The following is a 21,507-nucleotide window of genomic DNA, read 5'->3' as shown; positions in this document are numbered from 1 at the left end:
GGCCCGGCGTTGCACGCGGGTGAGCTGCCAGGAGCCCGCCGGCGGTTCCCCGGCGCGACGGCGCCCCCGGCTGTTCCTTCCCGGCGGGGGCCGCGGCCGCTCACGCGTCGGTGCGCACCACCACCACCAGGGTGCGCGGTCCGTGCACTCCCTCGACGCGCTCCAGCTCGATGTCGGACGTGGCCGAGGGGCCGCTGATCAGCGTCGTCGGGCGCTCCGGCACGAGCCGGGCGAGCGCCTCCGGCACACCGGCCACCACCGACGACAGGTCGACGACGCAGACGTGCAGATCGGGGACGAGAGACAGCGCGCGCCGGCCCTGCCCGCGGGAGCCGTCCAGGAAAATGGTGCCGGTCTCCGCGCAGCTGACCGTGGACGCGGTCACCACCCCGTCCAGCTCACCGAGCCGGTGAGCCGGGATGTCCGCGCGGTCCCACTGGATCCGGCCGTCGTAGGCGGCGAGCCAGGACGCGTCGAGGTCGGCGGGCGCACCGATCCTGCGCGCCCCGTGCTCGCGCAGCACCTCGGCGATCACGGCCGGGGTCCGGTCGGCGGTGCAGGTGTGCACATGCGCCTGGTAGTCGGCCAGGCGGTCCACGAACAGGGCCCGCCGTTCGTCGTCGGGCAGAACACGGCCGGTGCGGTACTCGCGCGGGACCGTCACCTGCGCTGGGCCGGAGAGGACGAGGGCGTCCCGGACACGTCCGAGCACCGTCTCACGTGCGGTAGCGGTCACTGGTTCTCCTCCTCACGAGGGTCGCTCCCGGAGTCGGCACCCTCTGCGGCGGCGGCCCGCAGGGTGGCCTGTCCCTCCGCGGACGCCAGCCAGGAGCGGAAGGTCTGCCTGGGCGGGGCCGGGACGTCCCGGCTGTCGGTCCAGCCGTCGAACGGTGCCGGCAGACGCGAGATCTTCCGGTCCCGTCCGGCCACCAGCCGGCCGCCGGGCCCGGCGGCCTTCTGTGCGGCGGTGAACAGCCGGGGCCGCTTCATGACCGTCGCCGCGGCCTTCATCGCCAGCTTCTCCGCCGTGGTGCCGGACTGCTCCGTGTGCTGGTGCCGCAGCTCCACCAGGAGCGACGGGATGTCGATCTTCACCGGGCAGGCGTCGAAGCAGGCGCCGCACAGACTGGAGGCGTACGGCAGCGAGCTGTTCGGGTCGTCCTTCGCGGCGTGCATTCCGGCGAGCTGCGGGGTGAGCACCGCGCCGATGGGTCCGGGGTACGTCGATCCGTAGGCGTAGCCGCCGGCCCGCTCGTACACCGGACAGACGTTGAGGCAGGCGGAGCAGCGGATGCAGCTGAGCGCCTCGCGCCCGATCCGGTCGGCGAGCGCCGCGGTACGCCCGTTGTCGAGGAGTACCAGGTGGAACGCCTGCGGGCCGTCGCCCGGGGTCACACCGGTCCACATCGAGGTGTACGGGTTCATCCGCTCGCCGGTCGAGGAGCGTGGCAGCAGTTGCAGGAAGACTTCCAGGTCCTGGTAGCGCGGCAGCACCTTCTCGATGCCCATGACGGTGATCAGGGTGTCGGGCAGGGTCAGGCACATGCGGCCGTTGCCCTCGGACTCGACCACGGAGAGGGTGCCGGTCTCGGCGATGCCGAAGTTGGCGCCGGAGACGGCCACCCGTACCGTCATGAACTTCTCCCGCAGATACGACCGGGCCGCGGCGGCCAGATGGGCCGGTACGGAGTCGAGGTCGGAGTCGACGCCCGGGATGGCCGCACGGAAGATGTCCCTGATCTCGTGGCGGTTGCGGTGGATCGCCGGGACCAGGATGTGCGACGGCTTGTCGTCCGCGAGCTGCACGATCAGCTCGGCGAGGTCCGTCTCGTACGCGGTGATGCCCTGGGTCGCAAGGTGCTCGTTGAGGCCGATCTCCTGGGTGGCCATCGACTTGACCTTGATGACCTCGTCGCTGCCGGTCTCCTTGACCAGGCGGGTGACGATCTCGTTGGCCTCGACGCCGTCGCGCGCCCAGTGGACGGTGCCGCCGTGCTCGGTGACCTTCCGCTCCAGCTGTTCGAGCAGCTCGGGCAGCCGGTTCATGGTGTCCGTCTTGATCGCCGCGCCGGCTTCGCGCAGCCGCTCCCAGTCGGGCAGTTCGCCGGTGACGGCGAGCCGCTTGGCGCGGATGGAGTGGGTGGCCTTGCGGAGGTTGCCGCGCAACTGCTCGTTGCGCAGTTCGTCGTGGGCCGCCTTCGGGAACTTCCGGTCCCCGCGCAGATTGCCGGTCCCGTACGGGGAGCGGGGCGGCGGGGCGGGCATGCCGAGAAAGGTGCTGCTCATCGGGCGGCCTCCGGCTCCGGCAGGACGCAGGGCGAGGTGCGGGTGGAGGCGAGGATCTGCGCGAGGTGCAGGGTGCGGGTCCCGGCCTGGATGCGGGACAGGCCTCCGCCGATCTGCATCAGGCAGGAGGAGTCGCCGGCCGTGCACACGTCCGCGCCGGTGGACAGCACGTTGTGCATCTTGTCCTGGAGCATGGCGGCGGAGGTGTCGGCGTTCTTGACCGCGAAGGTGCCGCCGAACCCGCAGCAGGCGTCCGCCTCCGGCAGCTCCACCAGGTCGATGCCGTCGACCGCGCGCAGCAGCGTCAGCGGCTTGTCCCCCACCCGCAGCATCCGCAGCGAATGGCAGGTCGGGTGGTAGGTCACCCGGTGCGGGAACCAGGCGCCGACATCGGTCATGCCGAGTACGTCGACGAGGAGTTCCGACAGCTCGTAGGTCTTGGCCTTGACGGTGGCGACCCCGTCGCGCAGTGCCGCGTCCCCGTACCGCTCGGCCACGATCTCGTGCTGGTGGCGGACCGAGCCCACGCAGGAGCCGGACGGCATGACCACCGCCTCGATCGACGGGTCACCGAACTGCTCGGCGAAGCCCCGCACCAACGGGACCGGTTCGCGCTGGTAGCCGGTGTTGATGTGCATCTGACCGCAACAGGTCTGCTCCGGCGGAAACACCACGTCGTGGCCCAGCCGGGTGAGCAGCACCGCGGTCGCCTTCACCGCGTCGGGGAACAGTGTGTCCCCCAGACAGGTGGCGAAGAGTCCTATGCGCACGGGAGCCTCCCTAGTTCGGTCCGACCATAGTAGGCACAGACCCTTACCTGCACCACAGTTCGGTCCGACCTTATTGACATGGGAGGTCATTGGTGTCCTACTGATGGCCGCTTCGGCAGCACCAAGGGCGCACGCCCGCCGGGACGGGACACCGACGGCGACGCCACCGCAGCGCCCGTACTCAAGGAGGAGCACGTACGTGATCACAGCGCACCCGGCCGTCCTCGCGGCCTACACCCCTGATGTGACCGCCGTCGGGGGCAGTCTCACCGCCACCGCCCTGCTCGGTCTTGTGCCCCTCGCGGTCTTCTTCCTGCTGCTGATGGCGGCCAGGCGCCCGGCACTTCAGTCAGCCCTCGGGGCCCTGGTCACCGCGTTGGCGATCGCGGTGCTGGGGTACGGGATGCCGGTCGGGCTCGGTCTCCTGTCCGCCACCCAGGGCATGGTCTTCGGCCTGTTCCCGGTGATGCTGATCGTCGTCGCCGCCATCTGGTTCTACGAACTCACCGTCGTCAGCAACCGGTTCGAGGACCTGCGCCGCTCCTTCAGCACCGTCGGCCGTGGCGACCTGCGCGTCCAGGCGATGCTCATCGCCTTCTGCTTCGGCGGCCTCCTCGAGGCACTGGCCGGCTTCGGCGCGCCCGTCGCCATCACCGCCGCCATGCTGATGGCGATCGGCCTGCCGAGACTCAAGGCGGCCGTGACCGTCCTCGTCGCCAACACGGCACCGGTCGCCTTCGGCGCCATGGCCATCCCCATCACCACAGCCGGCAACCTCACCGGCATCGCCCCCGAGGACATCGCCGCCGTCGTCGGCCGGCAGACCCCGCTGCTCGCCCTCTTCGTCCCGATGCTGCTGCTCTTCCTCGTCGACGGGGTGCGCGGCTTCCGGCAGCTGTGGCCCATCGCCCTGGTCACCGGATTCGTCTTCGCCGCGACCCAGTTCTGGTGCGCCTCCCACTTCGCGTACGAGCTCACCGACGTGGTCTCCTCGCTGGCCGGCTTCGCCGCCGCGGTGACCATGCTGCGGTTCTGGGCGCCGAAGACCCCGGACGACCAGCGCTCCCAGGTCGAGGCCGAACCGCTGACCCCGAGCCGGGTCACCCTGGCCGTACTGCCGTACCTCCTGGTGATCACGGTCTTCGGACTGGCCAAGCTCAAGACCGGCGGGCTCGACGTCCCCGAACTCCTCGGCAGAGTCAGGATCGAGCTGAAGTGGCCCGGACTGTACGGCAGGCTGCTCGCCGGCGACGGCTCCCCGGCCGGCAGCGCGATCTACAAGCTGGAGGTCCTCGGCAACCCCGGCACCCTGCTGATCGCCTCCGGCCTCCTGGTGATCCTCGTCTACAGCCTCGCGAGCGACCGCGACCGGTTCCCGATGTCCGCCCGTACCGGTCTGCTCGCCGCGGGCCGCACGCTCAAGAACATGCGCACGGCCATAGCCACGGTCGCCACCGTGCTGGCACTGGGCTACGTCATGAACCAGTCCGGCCAGACCGTCGCCATCGGCGCCTGGCTCGCCACGGTCGGCGGAATCTTCGCCCTGCTCTCGCCCGCCCTCGGCTGGCTCGGCACCGCCGTCACCGGCTCCGACACCTCCGCGAACGCCCTGTTCGCCACCCTCCAGCAGACTGCGGGCAAGAGCGCGGGCATCGACCCGACCCTGCTGGTGGCCGCGAACACCTCCGGCGGCGTGGTCGGCAAGCTGGTCAGCCCGCAGAACCTCACCATCGCGGCGACCGCGGTGGGACAGCCGGGCTCGGAACGGATCCTGCTGCGCAAGGTCGTCGCCTACAGCATCGCGATGCTGGCGGTTCTGGGGCTGCTGGTCTACCTGCAGTCGTTGCCGGCCCTGTCCTGGATGCTGCCGTAACAGCACCACGCCACACGTCGCCGCCGTAACAGCACCCCGACGCATGTGGGGGACCGGGCTGCTCGCCCCGGTCCCCCACACACATCTGCCGCCGCCCTGCACCACCGTGCTACTGACCGCCGGGCTCCGGCTTCTTGTCGTCGACCAGCGTGCCGTGGAAGCCGCGGATGTGCTTCTCGACCAGATCCGCCGCCGCCGCGCCCTCCCCGACCCGTACCAGACGCAGGAGTTCCGCGTGTTCGTCGTTCAGGCAACCCGCCGCGGCCGGCCAGTCCTCGACCGCCTCCAGGGCGCGCAGGATCAGCGGGCGCACGGACTCGCGTACGGCCGAGGTGAGGGTGGAGGTCAGCTGGTTGCCGGAGCTCCGGGCGATCAGGACATGGAACCTGGTGTCGAGGTCGTTGAACTCCGCGACGTCCACACCGGGCGCCCGCATCCTCCACAGGAGCGTCTCCGCCTCCTCGAGCTCCTCCGCCGAGGCATGGTCGGCGGCGGCCTGGAAGCTGGAACGCTCCAGCGTGACCCGCGCCTCCAGCACGTCCTCCAGGCTGTAACTGCCCAGGGCGAAGTGCAGGCGCAGCAGCCGCCCGAGCGCGTCGTCGGGATGCCGCACGATCCGCGCCCCGGCGTCCGGTCCTCGACCGGACTGGGCGACCAGCACGCCGATCGTCTCGAGCACACGCAGCGCCTCACGCAGAGCGGAGCGACTCACCCCCAGCACGGGCGCCAGCTCCCGCTCGGGCGGCAACCTGTCACCGGCCTTGAGCTCACCGGCCAGCACCCGCGCCTCGATGCTCTCCAGCACGAGTTCGTGGGTGCGGGACTGCCGGACCGGCTCCCACTCGACGGACATGACGCACTTCCCTCCCTGATCGAAGGCCCCTGCAACGACTATGTCACACATCGCTTGTGGTCGGACCAAAGCCGTCACTCAGGGTGCTCAGAGACAGCAGGTGCCAGGGAGCGCCGAACGAGCCTCGCGGTGCCGTTGCCGTTGCCGTTCGGGCCCGTCATGCCCCGCAGCGGGTCTCAGAAGTCGTCCGCGCCGTTGCGGAGCTCGGGGGTCCAGTAACCGGTGAGCGCCTTCGCCGGGTCGACGGCGATGCCGCCGCTGCCGGGTGCGGTGACGGCGATGACCGTCGAGTCGCCCTCGAGCATCACGGAGAACGCCGACACGGGCTCATTGTCCTCGTCGACCCCGCCGTCCGACAGCTTGACCAGCGCGTAGGCCGGGGCCCCCGCCGTGAGCACGACCGGCGAGGCCGGCTTGCTCTTGGCTACGGCCGGAACGTCCTGCTTGTGGCTCTCCAGGAACTGGATGTGCGGAAAGCCCGTCAGCCGGCAGGAGTGCCCGGAGGTGTTCTTCGCCGTGAGGACGAGGTGGGTGTAGGGCGGACCGTCCTGCGTGGCGGCGGTGACGGTGACGTCCCGCGCGGCGCAGACCGGGGTTGAGGCGGTCACCTGCTCGCCGGACGAGCCGGTCGTCCCCGCGGAGCCGCCGGCGGCGGTGGAGCCCTTCGAGCCCTTCGAGCCCGTCGAGTTGTTCGGTCCCGTCGAGGTGCTCGAGCCCGTCGAGCCCGCCGAGTCGGTCGAACCTGCCGGGTCGGACGTGCCGGTGCCCTTGCCGTCCTGCGCTTGCGCGCTCGCCGAAGTGCCCGCGGGCGCCGATTTGGTGTCCGCATCGCTCTGGCAGGCGGTGAGGGACAGGACGAGGGCCGCGCCCGCGACAGCGAGCAGGGCGGAGCGGTGACGAAGCGTGTTCATGGAGAGTCCCCCGTGAGTGGTAGGGGCCGCGGCTCGGTGCCGTCGGCCGAAATCGTTCTGCTGGTGTTCCGCGGTGCTCAGTCGCCCTGGCCCCGGCCGGTAGCCGGACAGTGGGTGCACACGACACGTGCATGCCGTGGTCGTTCGGCAGCGGGTGGTCTGTGCCGCTCCCGGGCCGCACGGCGTCCGTCCCCTGACGGATCCGTCCGCTGAGGCTTCGTTGCCCGGACCTCGTGTGCCCGGGGCGGCCCGCGCATGCCTCGATTTGATCACCTCCGGTCTCCGCGTCCCAGGCGGTTCTCCCGGCAGAAATGCCCTTCGCCATACTTCTGCCGGAGGCTCTCATCCGGACGAGCCGAACGATCGGGGGACATCGACGGTGCGCGCTGGCACGCCTCTCACGGGCGACTTCGGACAGCGGCTGCGCCACCTGCGGGCACGTGCCGGACTGAGCCAGGAGGCTCTCTCGCACGCGGCCGGGGTGAGCATCCGGGCCCTGGCCGACATGGAACGCGGGCGCACCCGGGGGCCACAGCGCCGTACGGTCCAGGTTCTGGCCGAGGCACTGGGACTGGACGACGACGAGGCGGCGGACCTGGAGAAGTCCGCCGCCCTGGGCCGTCCGCGCCCACGGACGGCCACCGGCCCGGCCGCCCCCGTCACCTTGGCCCTGCCACGCGACATCCAGGACTTCACCGCCCGCGTCCCGGCCCTCGCCCGGCTGCTGGACCTGGCGCAGGACGCCGATCCGGGCCGGCCCCTGGTCACCGTGGTCGCCGGGCAGCCAGGTCTGGGCAAGACCGCGTTCGCGGTGCACGCCGCGCACCGCCTCGCCCCGCACTTCCCGGACGGGCAGTTCGCCCTGGACCTGCACGGCATGGACCCCGAGCCGACCACACCGCGGGACGCGCTCGCCCGGCTGCTGGGCGCGATGGGGGTCGCCGACGCCGCGATACCGGCCGGCACCGACGACCGGGCGGGCCTGTGGCGATCCCTGGTCGGCGACCGGCGTGTGCTCCTGCTGCTGGACAACGCCGCCGACGAGGCCCAGGTCAGCCCCCTGCTGCCCGGCGCCGGCCCGTCGCTGACCATCGTCACCAGCCGGCACCTCCTGGCGGGTCTGGAATCCGTCCACCGCAGCGATCTGGCCCTGCTGCGGCGCGAGGAGGCGGTCGAACTCCTGACCCGGATCATCGGCCCGGAACGGGTCCAGGCGGAGGCACAGGCCGCACGCGACCTCGCCGACCTGTGCGGACACCTGCCGCTGGCCGTCCGGATCGCCGGCCAGCGCCTCCTCAGCCGCCCCCACGAACGCCTGGGCAAACTCGTCACCCGCCTCGCCGCCGAGGGCAGGCGGCTGGACGGCCTCCAGGCCGGAAGCCTGCGGGTGCGTGCCGCCTTCGCGCTCTCGTACCGGCAACTGCCCCAGGAGTCCCGGACGTTTCTGCGCCGTGCCTCGCTGGCCGCAGGAGCGGACTTCAGCGCCGAGACCGGCGCCCTCCTGGCCGGCCTGCCCTACGACGAGGCGGTCGCCTGCGCCGAGGAACTGACCGACGCCGGGCTGCTCCAGAGCGATGCCGCCACCGAGCGTTACCGCTTCCACGACCTGCTCAGGCTCTACGCGGCCGAGCAGGTCGCGGCCGAGGACGGCCCCGCCGGCCGCGACGCCGCTCTCGACCGGGCCGCACAGTGGATGCTGCGCCGGGCCACCGCCGCCGCGCTGAACTTCGACGTGGACCACGACCGGACCGCTTCGCACGACGACCCGGACCCGGACACGGCGCCCACCGGCCGGGAGGAGGCGCGGGCCTGGCTGGAGGCCGAGCGCGCCCAGTGGCTCGCCTCGCTGCGCCGGGCCCATGGCACCGGCCGCCACCGGCAGGTCCTGGACACGGCGGAGGCGATGCACTGGTTCTCCGACCTCAACCAGCACTGGGAGCAGTGGGTGGAGGTGTTCCAGCTCTCCGTCGACTCCGCCCGCGCGCTGGACAGCAGGCGGGAGGAGGCACTCCACCTCAACTACCTCGCCTGGGCCTACAACCTCTGCGTCGCCGATCCCCACGCCGCCCTGACGGCCGCCGACGCCGCGCTCGTGGCGGCCCGCGACTGCGGGGACGGGCTTCAGGAAGGCTGGGCACTCGGCTACGGCGCGGGCGCGGTCCACCGGCTGGGCCGGGCGCAGGAGGCTCAGTCCCGGCTGCACGAGGCGGCCCGCTGCCTGGCCTCGCAGGAGTCCCCGCAGGCCCGGCTGGCCGAGCTGACGATCCTCAACTCCCTCGGCACCCTGCTCCGCCAGGCCGGCCTGGCGGCGGAAGCCCTGGAGATCCACCGCCGCAGCGAGCGGATCTGCCGCGCGGGAATCCCGGGCCGGACGGACGAGCTGATCGCGTTGTACCACGCGGTCGCCCGGCAGCAGATCGGCAACGACCTGGCGGCCCTGGAACGCTGGACCGAGGCCGAACCGTCGCTCCGGCAGGCCCTCACCGCCTTCGAGGCCGCGCAGATGCCGGCCTGGGCCGGACCGGCCCGGCTCGACCTGGGCCAGGTGCTCAGTGCCATGGGGCACCCGCAGGCCCGGGAGACACTGCTCGCCGCCCGCGACGCCCTCGCCGCGCTGAAGAGCCCGCGCCAGGCCGAGGCCGTCGCCGCACTCGCGGCGCTCGACGAGGCCGCCGCCCCCATGTGAGGCCCGGACGTTGCCTGCGCACCGGCTGCCCCCAGGCGCAGCCAGGGCCCTGCCGACAGGGGTGCGACGCTCGCCGCGGTACGCCGTTCTGCCGAGCGGGGCCGGCAGCCGGTGACGCCGTCCCCGTGTCGCCGCCGGTCGGCGACACGGGGAGTCGGATGCCCTGGCGGTCGGTGAGGACGCCTCGCCGGCGCGCCGGCTCCGTCCTGCCGGGTGAGGCCGACCGCCCTTCGGGGCACACGGGCACCATGAGACCGGCACATGTACACCGCGGCCCCGCTGACTCCCGGCCCTGGCGGCGCTACGGAGCGGCGGCGACAGCGGTGGCCACCACGGCCGCGGCCGGCGCGCGAGCGGTCGACGCGGACAGCGCCTGGTACCGCGCGCTGCGCAAGCCGGACTGGCAACCATCGCCCTGGGCGTTCGGCGCCGTGTGGACGCCGCTGTACGCCACGATCGCGTACGCGGCAGGCCATGCGTTCGGCCGCGCCGACGACGTTCGCCTGCGCAGGCGACTCGCGGGGAGCCTGGCGATCAACCTGACACTGAACGCGGCATGGAACTGGCTCTTCTTCGCCCGCCGCAGCCCCGCGGCCGGGCTGGCCGGCACCCTGCTGCTCGACCTCAGCAACGCCGACCTGCTGCGCCGCACCGCACGCGTCGACCGCAGGGCCGCCCGCGTCCTCCTGCCGTACGCCGCCTGGTGCTGCTTCGCGACCGCCCTGAACGCCTCCATCGCCCGCCGCAACCGCTGAGCGGCCGGCGGGCTATCCGGACGGCTCCTCGTGCGGGCCGCCCGCCGGCCAGTGCGCCGCGGACCTGTACGCCTCCCAGTCGGCGCGTCCGCCCGCGCCCATGACCCCGGTGGCGACCGCGAGTTCGGCGGCGGACATACGGCGCAGCTCCCGCCGGGCCGCACGGGCGACCAGCGTGGGGAACAGCGGCCGCAGTGGCTGGCACAGACGCAGCCAGGGCGGCGCGTAGATCTGGTGGGCGCGACGCCGCACGCCGGCGGCGAGCCAGTCGGCCACCTCGTCCGGGCTGTGCACGCGGCGGGCGAACCACGGCTGGTTGGCGCGCAGGGCGCGCAGCACTGGATGGTCGTCCACGCCGCTGATCATGTCGGTGCCGGTCCAGTGGAGGTAGGCGATGCCCACGGCGACACCATCGGGCTCCACCTCGCCGCGCAGGGCCCGGGCGAACGACTCGGCGCCCGCCTTGGAGGCGCAGTAGGCGCTCATCATCGGTGCCGCGCCGAAGGCGGCGGTCGAGGCGATCTGCAGGAAGTAGCCGCGGGTGCGGGCGAGCTGGGGAAGGAAGGCGCGGGCGGTGTTCGCCGACCCGACCAGGTTGACGTCGACGACGCGCCGCCACAGGTCGGCGTCGGTGCGGCGGAAGGGGCCACCGGCCGCGACACCCGCGTTGGCCACGACCACGGCCGCGTCGCCGAGCCGGTCCGCCACCTGCCGTGCGGCGCTGTGGAGTGCCGTCTGGTCGGTGACATCAGCCTCGACGCACAGGCTCGGGGCGCCGAGCGAGGACGCGGCCTGCCGCAGCGTCTCGGCCTCACGGCCGAGCAGGGCCACGCGCATGCCGTCCTGGGAAAGCCGCCGCGCGAGGGCCTCCCCGATGCCGCGGGCGGCTCCGGTGACGACGGCGACACGCCCTCGCAGGGGCGAGCCCTGGGGCGCGGCTGCAGGGCGGGTGGTGACGCTGTCCATGGGGTTCTCGCTGTTCCTCGGCTGCCGGAGTGCCGGGCCAGGGGCGGGGCTCATCGCCCGCGCTCCGCCCCGACGGACGTCACGCGCGCTGGGCGACGGGTACCCGCGTGGCCTCCGCGGTACTCACTCACCGGGGCGCGGGAAGTACGCGTCGGCGGCCTCGTCGGGCGGCCACTCGACTACCCGTGCCGGCCGGACGCGATCCGCCCGCCTGCAGCAGCAGTACCTCACCGGACGCGGCATCACCGATCTGGAGGCGGACGCTGCTGGTGGGCGGACCCCCGGTGGACCTGCTGTTCACCGACGCCGGCGAGAACACGGCGGTACTGCTCGCCCCCGGCCCGGGGCCCGGGGCCCGGCGCGGCCCCGGCACGACATCTTCGGCTGATCCACGCGCGACGCCCATACCCAGCGTCGAACGAGTGTCACAGCTCATGCGGCTCCACGCCCCGGCGATGCTGTCGCTGTCTCGTCATGAGCGCGGCCAGAGCTCTTATCTCGCTGAGGAGTACCGACGGGTTGCGATCCAGGTCGAGTGCATGCTGGTGGAGTGCGGTCCCGGAACGGCGCACTATGTGGCCCGCGTGGGGTGCGTTGCCTTTCGCGTACACCAGGTGCCCGTTCTGCAGCCCGAGAGCGGTGCAGTACGCCAACATCTGGTACAGGTCGGCGTCAGGGTAACCATGCGGCTTGCCCGCCTTGTACTTGGCATCCGCGACGATCAGCGGTCTTCCCGACTCCGAATACCAGACGAGATCCGGCCGCATGCGGATGGTGTCGTCCTCGTCCAGGTAGACACCCCTGGCCTGGAGTACGCCTCGCCCGCCGTAAGGGGTCAGGGCTTCGCGCAGTGCCGCGCATACGAAGTCCTCGAAGACCTTGTTCATGTCGAAGAGGAAGCCGTTCATCCGCAGCCCGCCCGGCAGGTGTTCCGCCGACGCCCCGTCCAGCACGAGGCCTGCCAGATGGAGGGCCTGGTGATACCGAGCGTTGAGACGGTTCGGCTGCCATCCCGGGACCACCTGCCCCTTCACGAGTGGGGTGACTCCGGTGAGTCTGGCCTGTTGGTGCATCAGGCGCGTGCGCACGGCCCGGGGTACGCCGGGCAGGCGCAGTAGTCGGTCCACCGCAGCCCGCAGGATGCGGTTCTCGGCGATGTCCGTGGTGAACTCGTCGTACGCGGTCTCCACCGGCAGCGGGGCGCCGAATCGGCGCCGGATCTGCTCCGCTTCCCGGATCCGGCCTCGGACGACGAATGCCGTGGATTCGGTGGGCCGGTAGCCCTGCAGAAGCCCCTTCCGTAGTGCCTGGTCCGTCTGCCGCTCCACTGTGTGGGCGAAGGCGGGCATCAGTTCGTCGTATCCCGCGACGTCAACCGCTCCATCCCGCCAACCCCGCGGGTCAAGGCTGTAGCCGAGCAGGAAGAACAGGCGGCCGACGGGCACTTTGGGCGTGATGCGCAGCCGAACGGTCTCGCCTCCCGGGACGTGGAGCTCCATGGCCCCCACCTTGCTCCCCGCCCTCAGTCGCCACAGCCCCGACTCGTACGGATCGGGGACGGCGTCCACGATCTTCGAGATGGCCAGGGCCCGCCCTGCTTCGTCCGGGAGGGGCACAAGTTTCGCCGCGGCGTGTTCGACGAGGTGAACTTCGGTCACGGCGTGCCGGGGCCTTCCCCTGCGCCATCCGATTCCGGTGTCCTGCGCGCAGCCACAGAAGCCTGGAGTGCCTCCAGCCCGTACCGCTTCTCGATGTCCACCCCTTCCCCGTAATGGTGCTCCTCCAGGAGGGGCAGAATCTTTGTCCGCCAGGTGCGCTCCAGTCCGCCCTCGCGGTAGACGCCGGGTTTCATCAGGTACGACGGGCCGATGCGGAAGTCGGCGTCGTCGATGCGGGCGTTGAGCGCTTCGAGCAGATCGGCCGGTGCGGCATCCCTTCCCTCGCTTTTCAGCCAGCGCCGCAGAAGTCCGCTCGTGGGCTCCGTTCTCGGAGAGAGCTCCACGAACGCGAAACGCCGTCGCATCGCTGCGTCCACCAGTGCGATGGACCGGTCGGCGGTGTTCATCGTCCCGATGACGAACAGGTTCCGGGGCAGGGCGAAGTCCTCGCCCGAGTAGGTGAGCCGAACCGACTTCTTGCGGTACTCCAGCAGGAAGTACAGCTCACCGAAGACCTTGGCCAGATTGGCCCGGTTGATCTCGTCGATGATCAGAAAGTGCGGGATGTGCCGGTTGCCCTCCAGGCGGGCGAGGTCGGCCAGTTCGCGCAGCGGGCCGGGGGTCAGCCGGAACGCGACCTCGTGTGTGTCCGGGTCCTCCCGGGGACGGAATCCCTCGAAGAAGTCCTCGTAGGCGTAGCTGGGGTGGAACTGGACCAGCTTGACCTGCTCCGGACCGCCGCCAAGGAATTCGGCGAGCTCCTGCGCGAGGTACGTCTTGCCGGTTCCGGGCGGCCCGTAGAAGATCAGCTGCCGTTCGTCCCAGAGCAGGTCGCGCACCTCGCGCAGCCATTCGAGGCTGTGGACGTTGAGCTTCTTGCGCAGCGCCTCGTCGGGCTGGGGGAAGTCCAGTTCACGGCGGGCGGTGATGGCCTGGATCGTGACACCGGAGGTGTCGGCGGATTCCCTGGCCGCCTTCTTCAGTTCCTCGTCGGAGAGCCAGAGCCCGTCGAGGATTCCCTTGACCGCCGTCAGATCGACCAGGTCGTGTCCCGTGTTCAGCTTCTGCTGGAGCTCCTCCGGGAGCTTGTCGTACGGGTAGCCCTCGCCCCACTCCACCGGGCGCCGCAGAATGCTCCGCCCGTCCTCGGAGGCGACCTGCTCGGCGTTCCCGGTGATCTCACCCACATACAGCTTTCCGCCGGGGAACACACAGACAGTGTCGCCTGGTCTCATCCGGGAGAGGAACGCGTGGAACTCATCGACGAAACGGGCCTTCTGGCTGTAGGCGACCGCCGACTCGTAGTCCGCGTCCACGATGGCGCGCAACTGCTCCTTGCTGATGCCCGGGGCCACCCCAGGCCTCAGCCGGTCCGCGGCGAGCGTCACACGCCCCTCGGCCAGCCGCTCCCGGTCGACCGGATCGAAGCCGGTGACGTTGGGATCGCGGACCAGCCAGGCGCGGCTGGGGCCGGCCGACGCCTGTTCCAGGAAATCGGCGAGCGGCCGACCGTCGGTTGTCTTCCACTCCAGCCAGCCGTTGGCGCTGCGCCCGAGGAGTATCTCTGCCGCGGCGGACGGTGAGTTGCATTCGACGTCACTGACCACCTCGAGCCACCCGGGCCAGGTCGTCGTCTCCCTGATCCTGCCTTCCTCACGCAGCTGTTCCCGCAGCCGGTGCGAGGAGGGCATCCGCAAGGGAAAGGAGGGGACGACCTCAGGGCGGGCCGGTGAACCGGCCAGGACCACCATCTTCTGGCTGCCGTTGGTCCCCTTCTCTGCGAGCAGCCGCCCGCGTGCCGACGGCCCGCCGTGCGGCAGGCGCAGCAGGAACTCCGGGTACTCCTCGGCCATTCGTCTCCTCAGTCGCTCGGGTCAGCGGCAGGAACTTACTCGAACAAGGTCCTGGCCGCCCTCATGGGGCAGCCGGACGACCTCGGCAACGGCGGGTCCCCCTCGTCGGGAACGGCGGCGAAGGGCGGCGCTCCGGCCCGGGCAGCGCCACGGCGGCCCCTGACATGACATGCGGGCATTCTCCAGGTGGCGCGTGGCGGAATCACAGCCACAGCAGCGTTTCCGGCCGACAGTTGAAGCCCGGATTGCCCTCCGAAGCGTGCTGCGTCCATGATCTGTTCCGGTGGGGAATGGTCATGAGGGGGAACGGTGAGAAGCGGAGCGACGGCGGTGACGGGAAAGTCGCAGGCGGAGGCTCTGCCCACGGCGCTGGGCATGTCCGTGCAGGAACTCGTACATGCGGTGGGCGGCTTCGAATGCGACCCGGCCGAGATGGTGCGGGCCTCGGTCCGGACGGCCGAGCGTGCGTTCGCCGAACTCGACGCGTGCGACGACGTGATCGACAAGGCCTCGGAGGCCGGGGCGGAGGTCGTGGACCGTCTGCGTGCACATCTCGCGTCGGAGTCCACAGCGGACATTGCCGCTGATCTGGAGGAGCTGGAAACCGTCGCCGCCCGCGTGCGAAGCACCGAAGAAACCCGTCGGCTGCTGAACCGCGTACTGGGCAGGGAGGACCGCGATGCTGTCACGCCCGCCGCGGTCGTCCGCCTCACCGCCGACGACCTCCCCAAGCTCCCCTCTGCCTACGCCGAGCCGGACGACTATGCGGACCTGCTCGCGGTGGCCGGCCGCGAAGAGCAGCTGAGGCCCCAGCTGAAACTCGTGCACGCGGAGCGCGTCGCTCGGGTGGCCTCACACCTGCTGGCCGTGGTGGAACAGGTCGCCGCCGTCGGTTTCGCGGACAGGCGATTCGCCAGTGAGTCACTTCACGAGGCGCGGCGCTCGTACGAACTGTGGCAGCGATGCCTGGCCGAACGTCGACGGGACCTCAGTTAGGAGTGCCGACCCGGCAAAGCCTTCCGTTTCCGGCATGGGCAGACTCCGAGCCGAACAGCACGCCGGAAGGGAGCGGTGGCCGACACGGCCTGACACAGGTCTGCCCCCGGTGCGGAAACCGGGGGCAGACCTATGTCCTACTGGGCCGCGAAGCAGACGAAAGCCGCCCACGCGGCAGCAGTAACGGGGATGGCGGGCTGGTCGATGTCCTTGGAGTCTCTTACACAGACGACGTGAGGCTGCACAGCCACTTCGACGCACTGGCCGCCCTCACCACTGCTGTAGCTGCTTGTGCGCCACGTAACAACTTCCTCGACATCGATGTTCATGTCTCTCCCAGCAGTTCCTCGATGAGGGCCAACGACTCGCGGGGCGTGAGAGCTTGCGCTCGTAGCAGACCGTACTGCTCTTCGAGCTCACGGACGGTTCCCCGGTCCGTGTAGAGGCGGCTCTGCTTGTACACCTCCACGTAAGCGATCCTCCGCGCATCCTGCGTCTCGATCAAGGTGAAGGGGCCAGCCAGACCGGCGTGCTCGTCACGCGCGTTCGGCATGATCTGAATCTCCACGTTGCGTCGCTGCCCGCACAGCAGAAGTTGCTCCAGTTGCCCGCGCATCACATAGGTGCCGCCCAAGGGCCTCGTGACCACGGACTGTTCGATGACGAAGCTGAGGGTCGGCATCGGCAGGCGGCTGAAGATCTTCTGCCTTGCGAGACGTGCGGCGACCCTCTCTTCGATCGTCTCGTCGCTGAGCAGCGGCCGTCGCATGGTGAACACGGCCCGCGCGTACTCCTCCGTCTGCAAGAGCCCATTGATGAGGTGTGTGTCGTAGACATGCAGCTCAACCGCCTCCCCCTCCAACCGCGCCGCGTCCCGGAAGAACGCCGGGTACTGGGCCCGAGCCACCTCTTCCTTCATCTCCTGGAGGACCCCGCCCGCGTCCAGCACCTCGTCCGCCTGGTCGATGAACCTCGGCGGTGGAACCCGGCGGCCCTGCTCGTACGCGGCGATGGTCGAGACCGAATACCCCGTCAGCGCGCCGAACTCGTGCCGCTCCAGGCCCGCCCGCACCCGGAACCGCTTGAGCTGGCGCCCGAAGACCCGCAGGACACCGGAGCCGGCGTCCGGTTCAGGCCGCCGCTCGTCGCCGTCGCCGCTCCCGGACGCCTCGTCCACCAGCCCTGTCGGTTCACTCATCCCGTACCACCTCCCCCGGCCAACGCACCCCCGCGCCGGCCGTCACGCCCCGTCCCGCCTACACCCGCACACCGGCCACTTACAGCAACCCTCCGTGCGCGCGCCGTATCTGGTCACGCTAGGACGGCACCGGCAGCGTGGGCCCCATGAACAGCCGAATCTCCACCCCCTGGGTGCACGCCCCGGGCGCCGAGGCCGAAACCGCCCGCAGCCTCCACGAGTTCGCGATGGCCTTCACCTCCTCCCCTCGGGGCGCGCGCCTCGCCCGCAGGCTGGTCTCTCACCGGCTCGACGCGTGGGGGCACCCTTACGGCGGCCGGGTCAACGACACCCTCACGCTGATCACCGCAGAGCTGGCCGCCAACGCCGTACGGCACGGGCACGTCGCCGGACGGGACTTCCACGTCCGGCTCACCCACGGCACCGACATCCTGCGCGTCGAGGTCACCGACACCCGGACCGAACGCATCCCCGTGCTTCCCGACCGACAACCGCCCGGCGACACGGAGTCCGGCCGGGGTCTGCTGATCGTCGCGGGACTGGCGACCCGCTGGGCGGTCGCCCCGCGCGAGGCCGCGCCGGGCAAGACGGTCTGGGCGGAACTGCGCCTGGCGTGAGACACGGGACTCGGCCATCGCGAACCGCCTTCACACCAACGGCCGTGAGCGCAGAGCCCCATGGGGCCTTCGATGTCAGTGCCGGGCGCTTGTGTCGTTCGCCCGGCAGGGAGCCGGCGAACTCGGGGAGAGCACGAGACCGCCATTCCCAACATCCACACCGGACACCGGATCTCCGTCGTCGACGAGGACCCGCGGCGCGCCCGAAAGGAGGCGCGCGAGCCACACACATGGACACCTGATGTGTGATGGACCGCGGCCGGGCCGCCGCGTCTTCCCCGTTGCCCTGCGGCGCCGACACCAGCGCGAGCACCGCCAGGTGATCCACGGCGAGATTGGGCTGCCCCGTCTGGCGGGACGGCCGCAGCCCGTCCAGAGCCGCTTTCCCGGCCGCCGCGCAGCGGTCTGTCAGCAGCGCGGCCAGGGCCTGGTAGTCGAGCGCAGCGCTACGGCGACAGCGAAGGCGTGGGCACGGGCAGCGTCGCCCAGGGTGACGGGAACAACAGGGCCTCTTGGCGCGCGAGTGGTCGCGAACCCGGGCTACCAAGGACCCTGTACTCACGCATCCACCCGGCCGAGACCATCCGGCCAAGGACCGTGTTCGGCCAGGACCTTCCTCGTGATCGATACGGCTTCTCATCGCGTTCGCTGAGACGCTTCGCGAAAGCCTGCGGCGTGGTGGCAGCAGCGCAGCCGGGCGGCCGACTCGCCCGGACTCGCTCGCGCAGGAACTCGCGGATCTCCCAGGAGGAATGCGCTCGGTCGGCCAGGAGCCGGGAGGGCCGGGTGCGCAGGCTGCTGTCCGAATCCGCATACCGATTATCACGCCAGGTCGGTCGTGCAGCAGGCGAACCGGACCAATCTCGACTATGCAACGCCCCTGTATGACGAGCCCGTCCCAGACGCGTCATCCGGACGGCACGGACCCGACGCGACCGGATTCGGCCACATTTCACAGTCGTACATTTTTCCGATCGCCCTTCTCTGAGCGCTCGGAGGCTATCGCGGATCCTGATGAATTTGAGAGGTTCTGCTAGTGAGGGCGAGACTCCCGGGGATAGGATATCGCGCGTTGCTCGCGATGGCGGTCTGCGAGGTCGGGAATGGGGGCGACGGTACCGTGATTGAGCTGGAAAAACAGGCAACCCAGGGCGGTCCTGCCCGAGGTCGTGAACGCGCGTTTACCTTTCAGGCTCGCGGCGCTTACAACTTATCCTCACATGATCACCATAAAGCGGCCCACGCAACAGCAGTGGGCCCTTTTTATTCCGCGACGTTCGCGACAGACGTTCGCGACCGACGTCCGCGCCTGGGGCCACGAAGTGGACGTGCAGGGAGAAGCGAGTGCTTCGTTTTCACGACAAGAGAAGTGTGGAGTGTGATGCCATGAATCGACTCGGCAGGAACTCGCGCCGGTCAGCCTGGAGACTTGCGGAGCCGTCGGCGCGCGTCGCGCTATCTGTTCTCTTGCTGGCAGGGGGCGCCGTGGGAGCGACGGCTGGACCGGCCGCCGCTTCGACCGCCGACGGCACGCTGACGGTTGAGGTGCTGCGCGACTTCTTCGGCACCGGGGTGGTCAACGCGACGATGGACATGCCGCAGCGGGGCATGAGGGTGGAGATCTCCGACCCCGCCGGGCACAGTGTCACCGGCGTCACGGATGCCACCGGAAAGGTCGTGGTGTCGCGGTCGACCGTGCTGAGCGGCGGCCGGTACCGCGTCGACGTCAGTGTCCCGGCGCCGTACAACGGCTATCTGCGGGCGGCGCCCGCGTCGACGAGCGAGAACCACTTCGACAGCTTCACGTCGTTCGTGGATGTGTCGGACGGAAAGAACGCCTCAGTGGTGACGGGGGTGTGGGATCCGGCCGACTACGCGCTGCCGGACTCCCGGTACTTCGTGCCGGTCCACAGCGGCGCCAACAGCACCGACAACCGGGCGTTGGTGGCGTTCGGGACGAAGACCCGGGGCACGTGTCCCACCGATGTGGCGTGCCCGACCACGCTGGCCACGCAGGACCAGGTGGGCACGACCTTCGGGTTGGCGTACGACACGCAACGGACCCGGCTGTTCCAGGGCGCGTTCGCCCGCCGGTACGCCCCGTACGGGCCGCAGGGCGGGAACGCGATCTACACGGTGCCGGTCAACGGCTCCGGGGCGCCGCAGTTGTTCGCCCGCGTGCCGGACGCCGCGGAGACACGGCACGACACCGGCAACATGATCAAGGATGCCGGGTTCACCGACGCGCCGGGCAAGGAGAGCATCGGTGGCCTGGCCCTGTCGGAGGACGGCTCCACGCTGTACGCGGTGAACCTGCGGACCCGCAGCCTGGTGAGCTTCGACGCGACAGGGGCCACCGCCGCGGCGCCCAAGTCGACGGTCCCCATCCCGGACCCGGGGTGCGCGAGCCCCGACGACTGGCGGCCGTTCGGTCTCCAGGTCCACGACAACACCCTGTACGTCGGCGGCGTCTGCAGCGCGGAGAGCACGCAGCAGCGCACGGACCTGAAGGCCTTCGTCTCCACCTACGACGGCAAGCGGTTCACCACGGTGCTGAGCCACCCGCTCACGTACGAACGCGGCACCGTCTTCGGTTCCGGCGACAAGGCCACCCACTGGAACCCGTGGAACACCAGCCTCGACACGTGGGACGACCGCAAGTCGGGCAACGTCTTCATCGATCCGCAACCGGAGCTGGCCTCCCTCGCCTTCGCCCGCGACGGCTCGATGATCCTGGGTTTCCGCGACCGGTTCATGGACGTGCTCAGCTGGGGAGGGCTGGACCCCCGCCCGGGGAACGACACGGCGGAGAACGCCATGTCCGGTGGTGACATCACCATGGTCTGCGCCACTCCCACCGGTGAGTACCAGTGGGAAGGCACGGGGAACTGCCCCAACCACGCCACCCCCGCCAACAACGGTGGCCAGCCCGCCGATGTCGTCGAGTACTTCCCGGGCGACTTCTACGCCAACGCGCACCGGGAAACCGCGCTGGGGTCGGTGGCCTACATCCCGCAGCAGCAGTGGGTCGTCAGCACGGAGTTCGACCCGGTCGTCAACGTCGCGACATCAGGGACCGGGTACTTCGACATCACGACCGGTCAGGGCCCGGGCAACAACCCGGCCGCCAACGGGTTCCAGTTCGTCAGCCGGGAACAGGGCGGGTTCGGCAAGGCCGGCGGGCTCGGTGACATCGCGTACGCGGCGGCGAACGCGCCGATCCAGATCGGCAACGTCGTGTGGTTCGACGGCGACCACAACGGGAGCCAGGACCCGGGGCACGTACTGCTGCCGGGGGCGACGATCAACCTGCTGGACGCGGACGGCAAACAGGTCGCCACGACGAGGACCAATGCCGCCGGCGAGTACTACTTCGGCGGTGTCGGCGCCGCGTACGAGCTCACGCCGGGCGCGAAGTACACGGTGCAGTTCGACGTGTGCACCGCGGACACCAGCCAGGTGCCCGAGCAGCCCCCGGCGAGCAGGCTGAGGTTCACGCTCCCGCGGGCCGGTGGCAACCGTGCGCACGACTCCAATGTGACCCCGCCGACCACCGGACCGTTGTGCAACGGCTACGCACCTGTCACGGCGCCGGACAAGCCGGGCGGGGTCGATCACACGATCGACGCCGGGGTGTACATCCCGAAGAAGGCGCCGGCCCCGACCCCGACACCGACTCCCACACCGACCCCGACCCCGACGCCGCCTCCGGCCTCCACTCCGCCGGCGCCCGCGCCGCCTGCCAACCACCCGGCCCCGGCCGGTGGAGGCGGGGGTTCGCTGGCGAACACCGGTACGTCCGGGCTGGCGGAGATGATCGGCACCGTCGGTCTGCTGGTGGGTGCGGGCCTGGTCATCACGTTCGTGACCCGGAGTCGTCGCGCCCGGCAACACTGAACGAACCGCCCAACAGTGATCCGCCCGTCCGCGATCCGGACGGCGCGGACGGGCGGATCACGTCCCGGCCGGTCCCCGGGGGCCGGCCTCGGCATGGTCTGCCGCCGGACGGTTGCTGAGCGAGAGGATGGAGCGGAGAGTGTCAGCGTCGAACCGCGTGCGGAGCGTGAGAATCCGGCAAGCCCCAC

General features: G+C 70.8%; 16 protein-coding genes. 6 read left to right on the top strand and 10 right to left on the bottom strand.

Translation table 11 applies throughout. The features are described 5' to 3' along the window. Positions 1-100: 100 nt before the first annotated feature. Genes K7G59_RS04150 through K7G59_RS04140 form a run of 3 tightly spaced genes read right to left on the bottom strand, consistent with a single transcriptional unit; the run spans position 101 to position 3,056 of the window. On the bottom strand, positions 101-736 hold the full coding sequence (locus K7G59_RS04150; RefSeq protein ID WP_225830435.1) for an LUD domain-containing protein: 636 nt from the start codon (positions 734-736) through the stop codon (positions 101-103). Then, entirely contained in the window at positions 733-2,286 is a 1,554-nt protein-coding gene (locus K7G59_RS04145) for a LutB/LldF family L-lactate oxidation iron-sulfur protein (RefSeq protein ID WP_225830434.1), read from the bottom strand. Before K7G59_RS04145 ends, K7G59_RS04150 begins: the two co-directional genes overlap by 4 nt. Continuing rightward, positions 2,283-3,056, bottom strand: coding sequence for a (Fe-S)-binding protein (locus tag K7G59_RS04140; protein WP_225830433.1), 774 nt, complete (start codon positions 3,054-3,056; stop codon positions 2,283-2,285). Before K7G59_RS04140 ends, K7G59_RS04145 begins: the two co-directional genes overlap by 4 nt. A gap of 199 nt (positions 3,057-3,255) precedes the next feature. Here K7G59_RS04140 and K7G59_RS04135 point away from each other — a divergent pair, with 199 nt between their 5' ends. After that, entirely contained in the window at positions 3,256-4,929 is a 1,674-nt protein-coding gene (locus K7G59_RS04135) for an L-lactate permease (protein ID WP_225830432.1), read from the top strand. 109 nt (positions 4,930-5,038) lie between these two features. Here the strand turns inward: K7G59_RS04135 and K7G59_RS04130 are convergent, their stop codons facing one another. Together K7G59_RS04130 and K7G59_RS04125 are read right to left on the bottom strand one after the other, a co-directional pair. Beyond that, positions 5,039-5,782, bottom strand: a complete 744-nt coding sequence (locus K7G59_RS04130; RefSeq protein ID WP_225830431.1) for a FadR/GntR family transcriptional regulator — start codon at positions 5,780-5,782, stop codon at positions 5,039-5,041. Between the two features lie 176 nt (positions 5,783-5,958). Then, entirely contained in the window at positions 5,959-6,693 is a 735-nt protein-coding gene (locus K7G59_RS04125) for a DUF4232 domain-containing protein (protein WP_225830430.1), read from the bottom strand. Between the two features lie 379 nt (positions 6,694-7,072). Between K7G59_RS04125 and K7G59_RS04120 the strand changes: the two genes are divergently transcribed. Both K7G59_RS04120 and K7G59_RS04115 read left to right on the top strand, forming a co-directional pair. Beyond that, a complete protein-coding gene (locus K7G59_RS04120) occupies positions 7,073-9,379 on the top strand; it encodes a helix-turn-helix domain-containing protein (RefSeq protein WP_225830429.1) in 2,307 nt (768 codons plus the stop codon). A gap of 248 nt (positions 9,380-9,627) precedes the next feature. Beyond that, the gene (locus tag K7G59_RS04115; protein WP_225830428.1) at positions 9,628-10,134 is read left to right on the top strand and encodes a TspO/MBR family protein; all 507 of its coding nucleotides are present in this window, start codon (positions 9,628-9,630) and stop codon (positions 10,132-10,134) included. Positions 10,135-10,146: 12 nt separating this feature from the next. Here the strand turns inward: K7G59_RS04115 and K7G59_RS04110 are convergent, their stop codons facing one another. The 3 genes from K7G59_RS04110 to K7G59_RS04100 form a co-directional block, all read right to left on the bottom strand. Then, complete coding sequence (locus tag K7G59_RS04110; protein ID WP_225830744.1) at positions 10,147-11,100, bottom strand: SDR family oxidoreductase; 954 nt, start codon at positions 11,098-11,100, stop codon at positions 10,147-10,149. A gap of 425 nt (positions 11,101-11,525) precedes the next feature. Beyond that, positions 11,526-12,758 carry an McrC family protein gene (locus K7G59_RS04105; protein WP_225830427.1) on the bottom strand — a complete coding sequence of 411 codons (1,233 nt, stop codon included), beginning with the start codon at positions 12,756-12,758 and terminating at the stop codon, positions 11,526-11,528. Further along, entirely contained in the window at positions 12,755-14,611 is a 1,857-nt protein-coding gene (locus tag K7G59_RS04100; protein WP_225830426.1) for a DUF4357 domain-containing protein, read from the bottom strand. Before K7G59_RS04100 ends, K7G59_RS04105 begins: the two co-directional genes overlap by 4 nt. Before the next feature lie 402 nt (positions 14,612-15,013). On the opposite strand from K7G59_RS04100, the gene K7G59_RS04095 reads away from it, so the two are divergent. Continuing rightward, a complete protein-coding gene (locus K7G59_RS04095) occupies positions 15,014-15,607 on the top strand; it encodes a hypothetical protein (RefSeq protein ID WP_225830425.1) in 594 nt (197 codons plus the stop codon). A gap of 137 nt (positions 15,608-15,744) precedes the next feature. On the opposite strand, the gene K7G59_RS04090 is transcribed toward K7G59_RS04095, so the two are convergent. Then, positions 15,745-15,936, bottom strand: a complete 192-nt coding sequence (locus tag K7G59_RS04090; protein ID WP_225830424.1) for a DUF397 domain-containing protein — start codon at positions 15,934-15,936, stop codon at positions 15,745-15,747. Continuing rightward, positions 15,933-16,805 carry a helix-turn-helix transcriptional regulator gene (locus K7G59_RS04085; RefSeq protein WP_225830423.1) on the bottom strand — a complete coding sequence of 291 codons (873 nt, stop codon included), beginning with the start codon at positions 16,803-16,805 and terminating at the stop codon, positions 15,933-15,935. Before K7G59_RS04085 ends, K7G59_RS04090 begins: the two co-directional genes overlap by 4 nt. Before the next feature lie 146 nt (positions 16,806-16,951). Here K7G59_RS04085 and K7G59_RS04080 point away from each other — a divergent pair, with 146 nt between their 5' ends. Beyond that, the gene (locus K7G59_RS04080) at positions 16,952-17,422 is read left to right on the top strand and encodes an ATP-binding protein (RefSeq protein WP_225830422.1); all 471 of its coding nucleotides are present in this window, start codon (positions 16,952-16,954) and stop codon (positions 17,420-17,422) included. Positions 17,423-18,907: 1,485 nt separating this feature from the next. Beyond that, positions 18,908-21,319 carry an SdrD B-like domain-containing protein gene (locus K7G59_RS04075; RefSeq protein WP_225830421.1) on the top strand — a complete coding sequence of 804 codons (2,412 nt, stop codon included), beginning with the start codon at positions 18,908-18,910 and terminating at the stop codon, positions 21,317-21,319. Positions 21,320-21,507 lie beyond the last annotated feature (188 nt).

The sequence above is a fragment of the Streptomyces sp. NK08204 genome (assembly GCF_020400585.1).
Lineage (GTDB): Bacteria > Actinomycetota > Actinomycetes > Streptomycetales > Streptomycetaceae > Streptomyces.
Note: the sequence above shows the minus strand (reverse complement) of the source record. Positions and strands in the feature narration are given on the sequence as shown.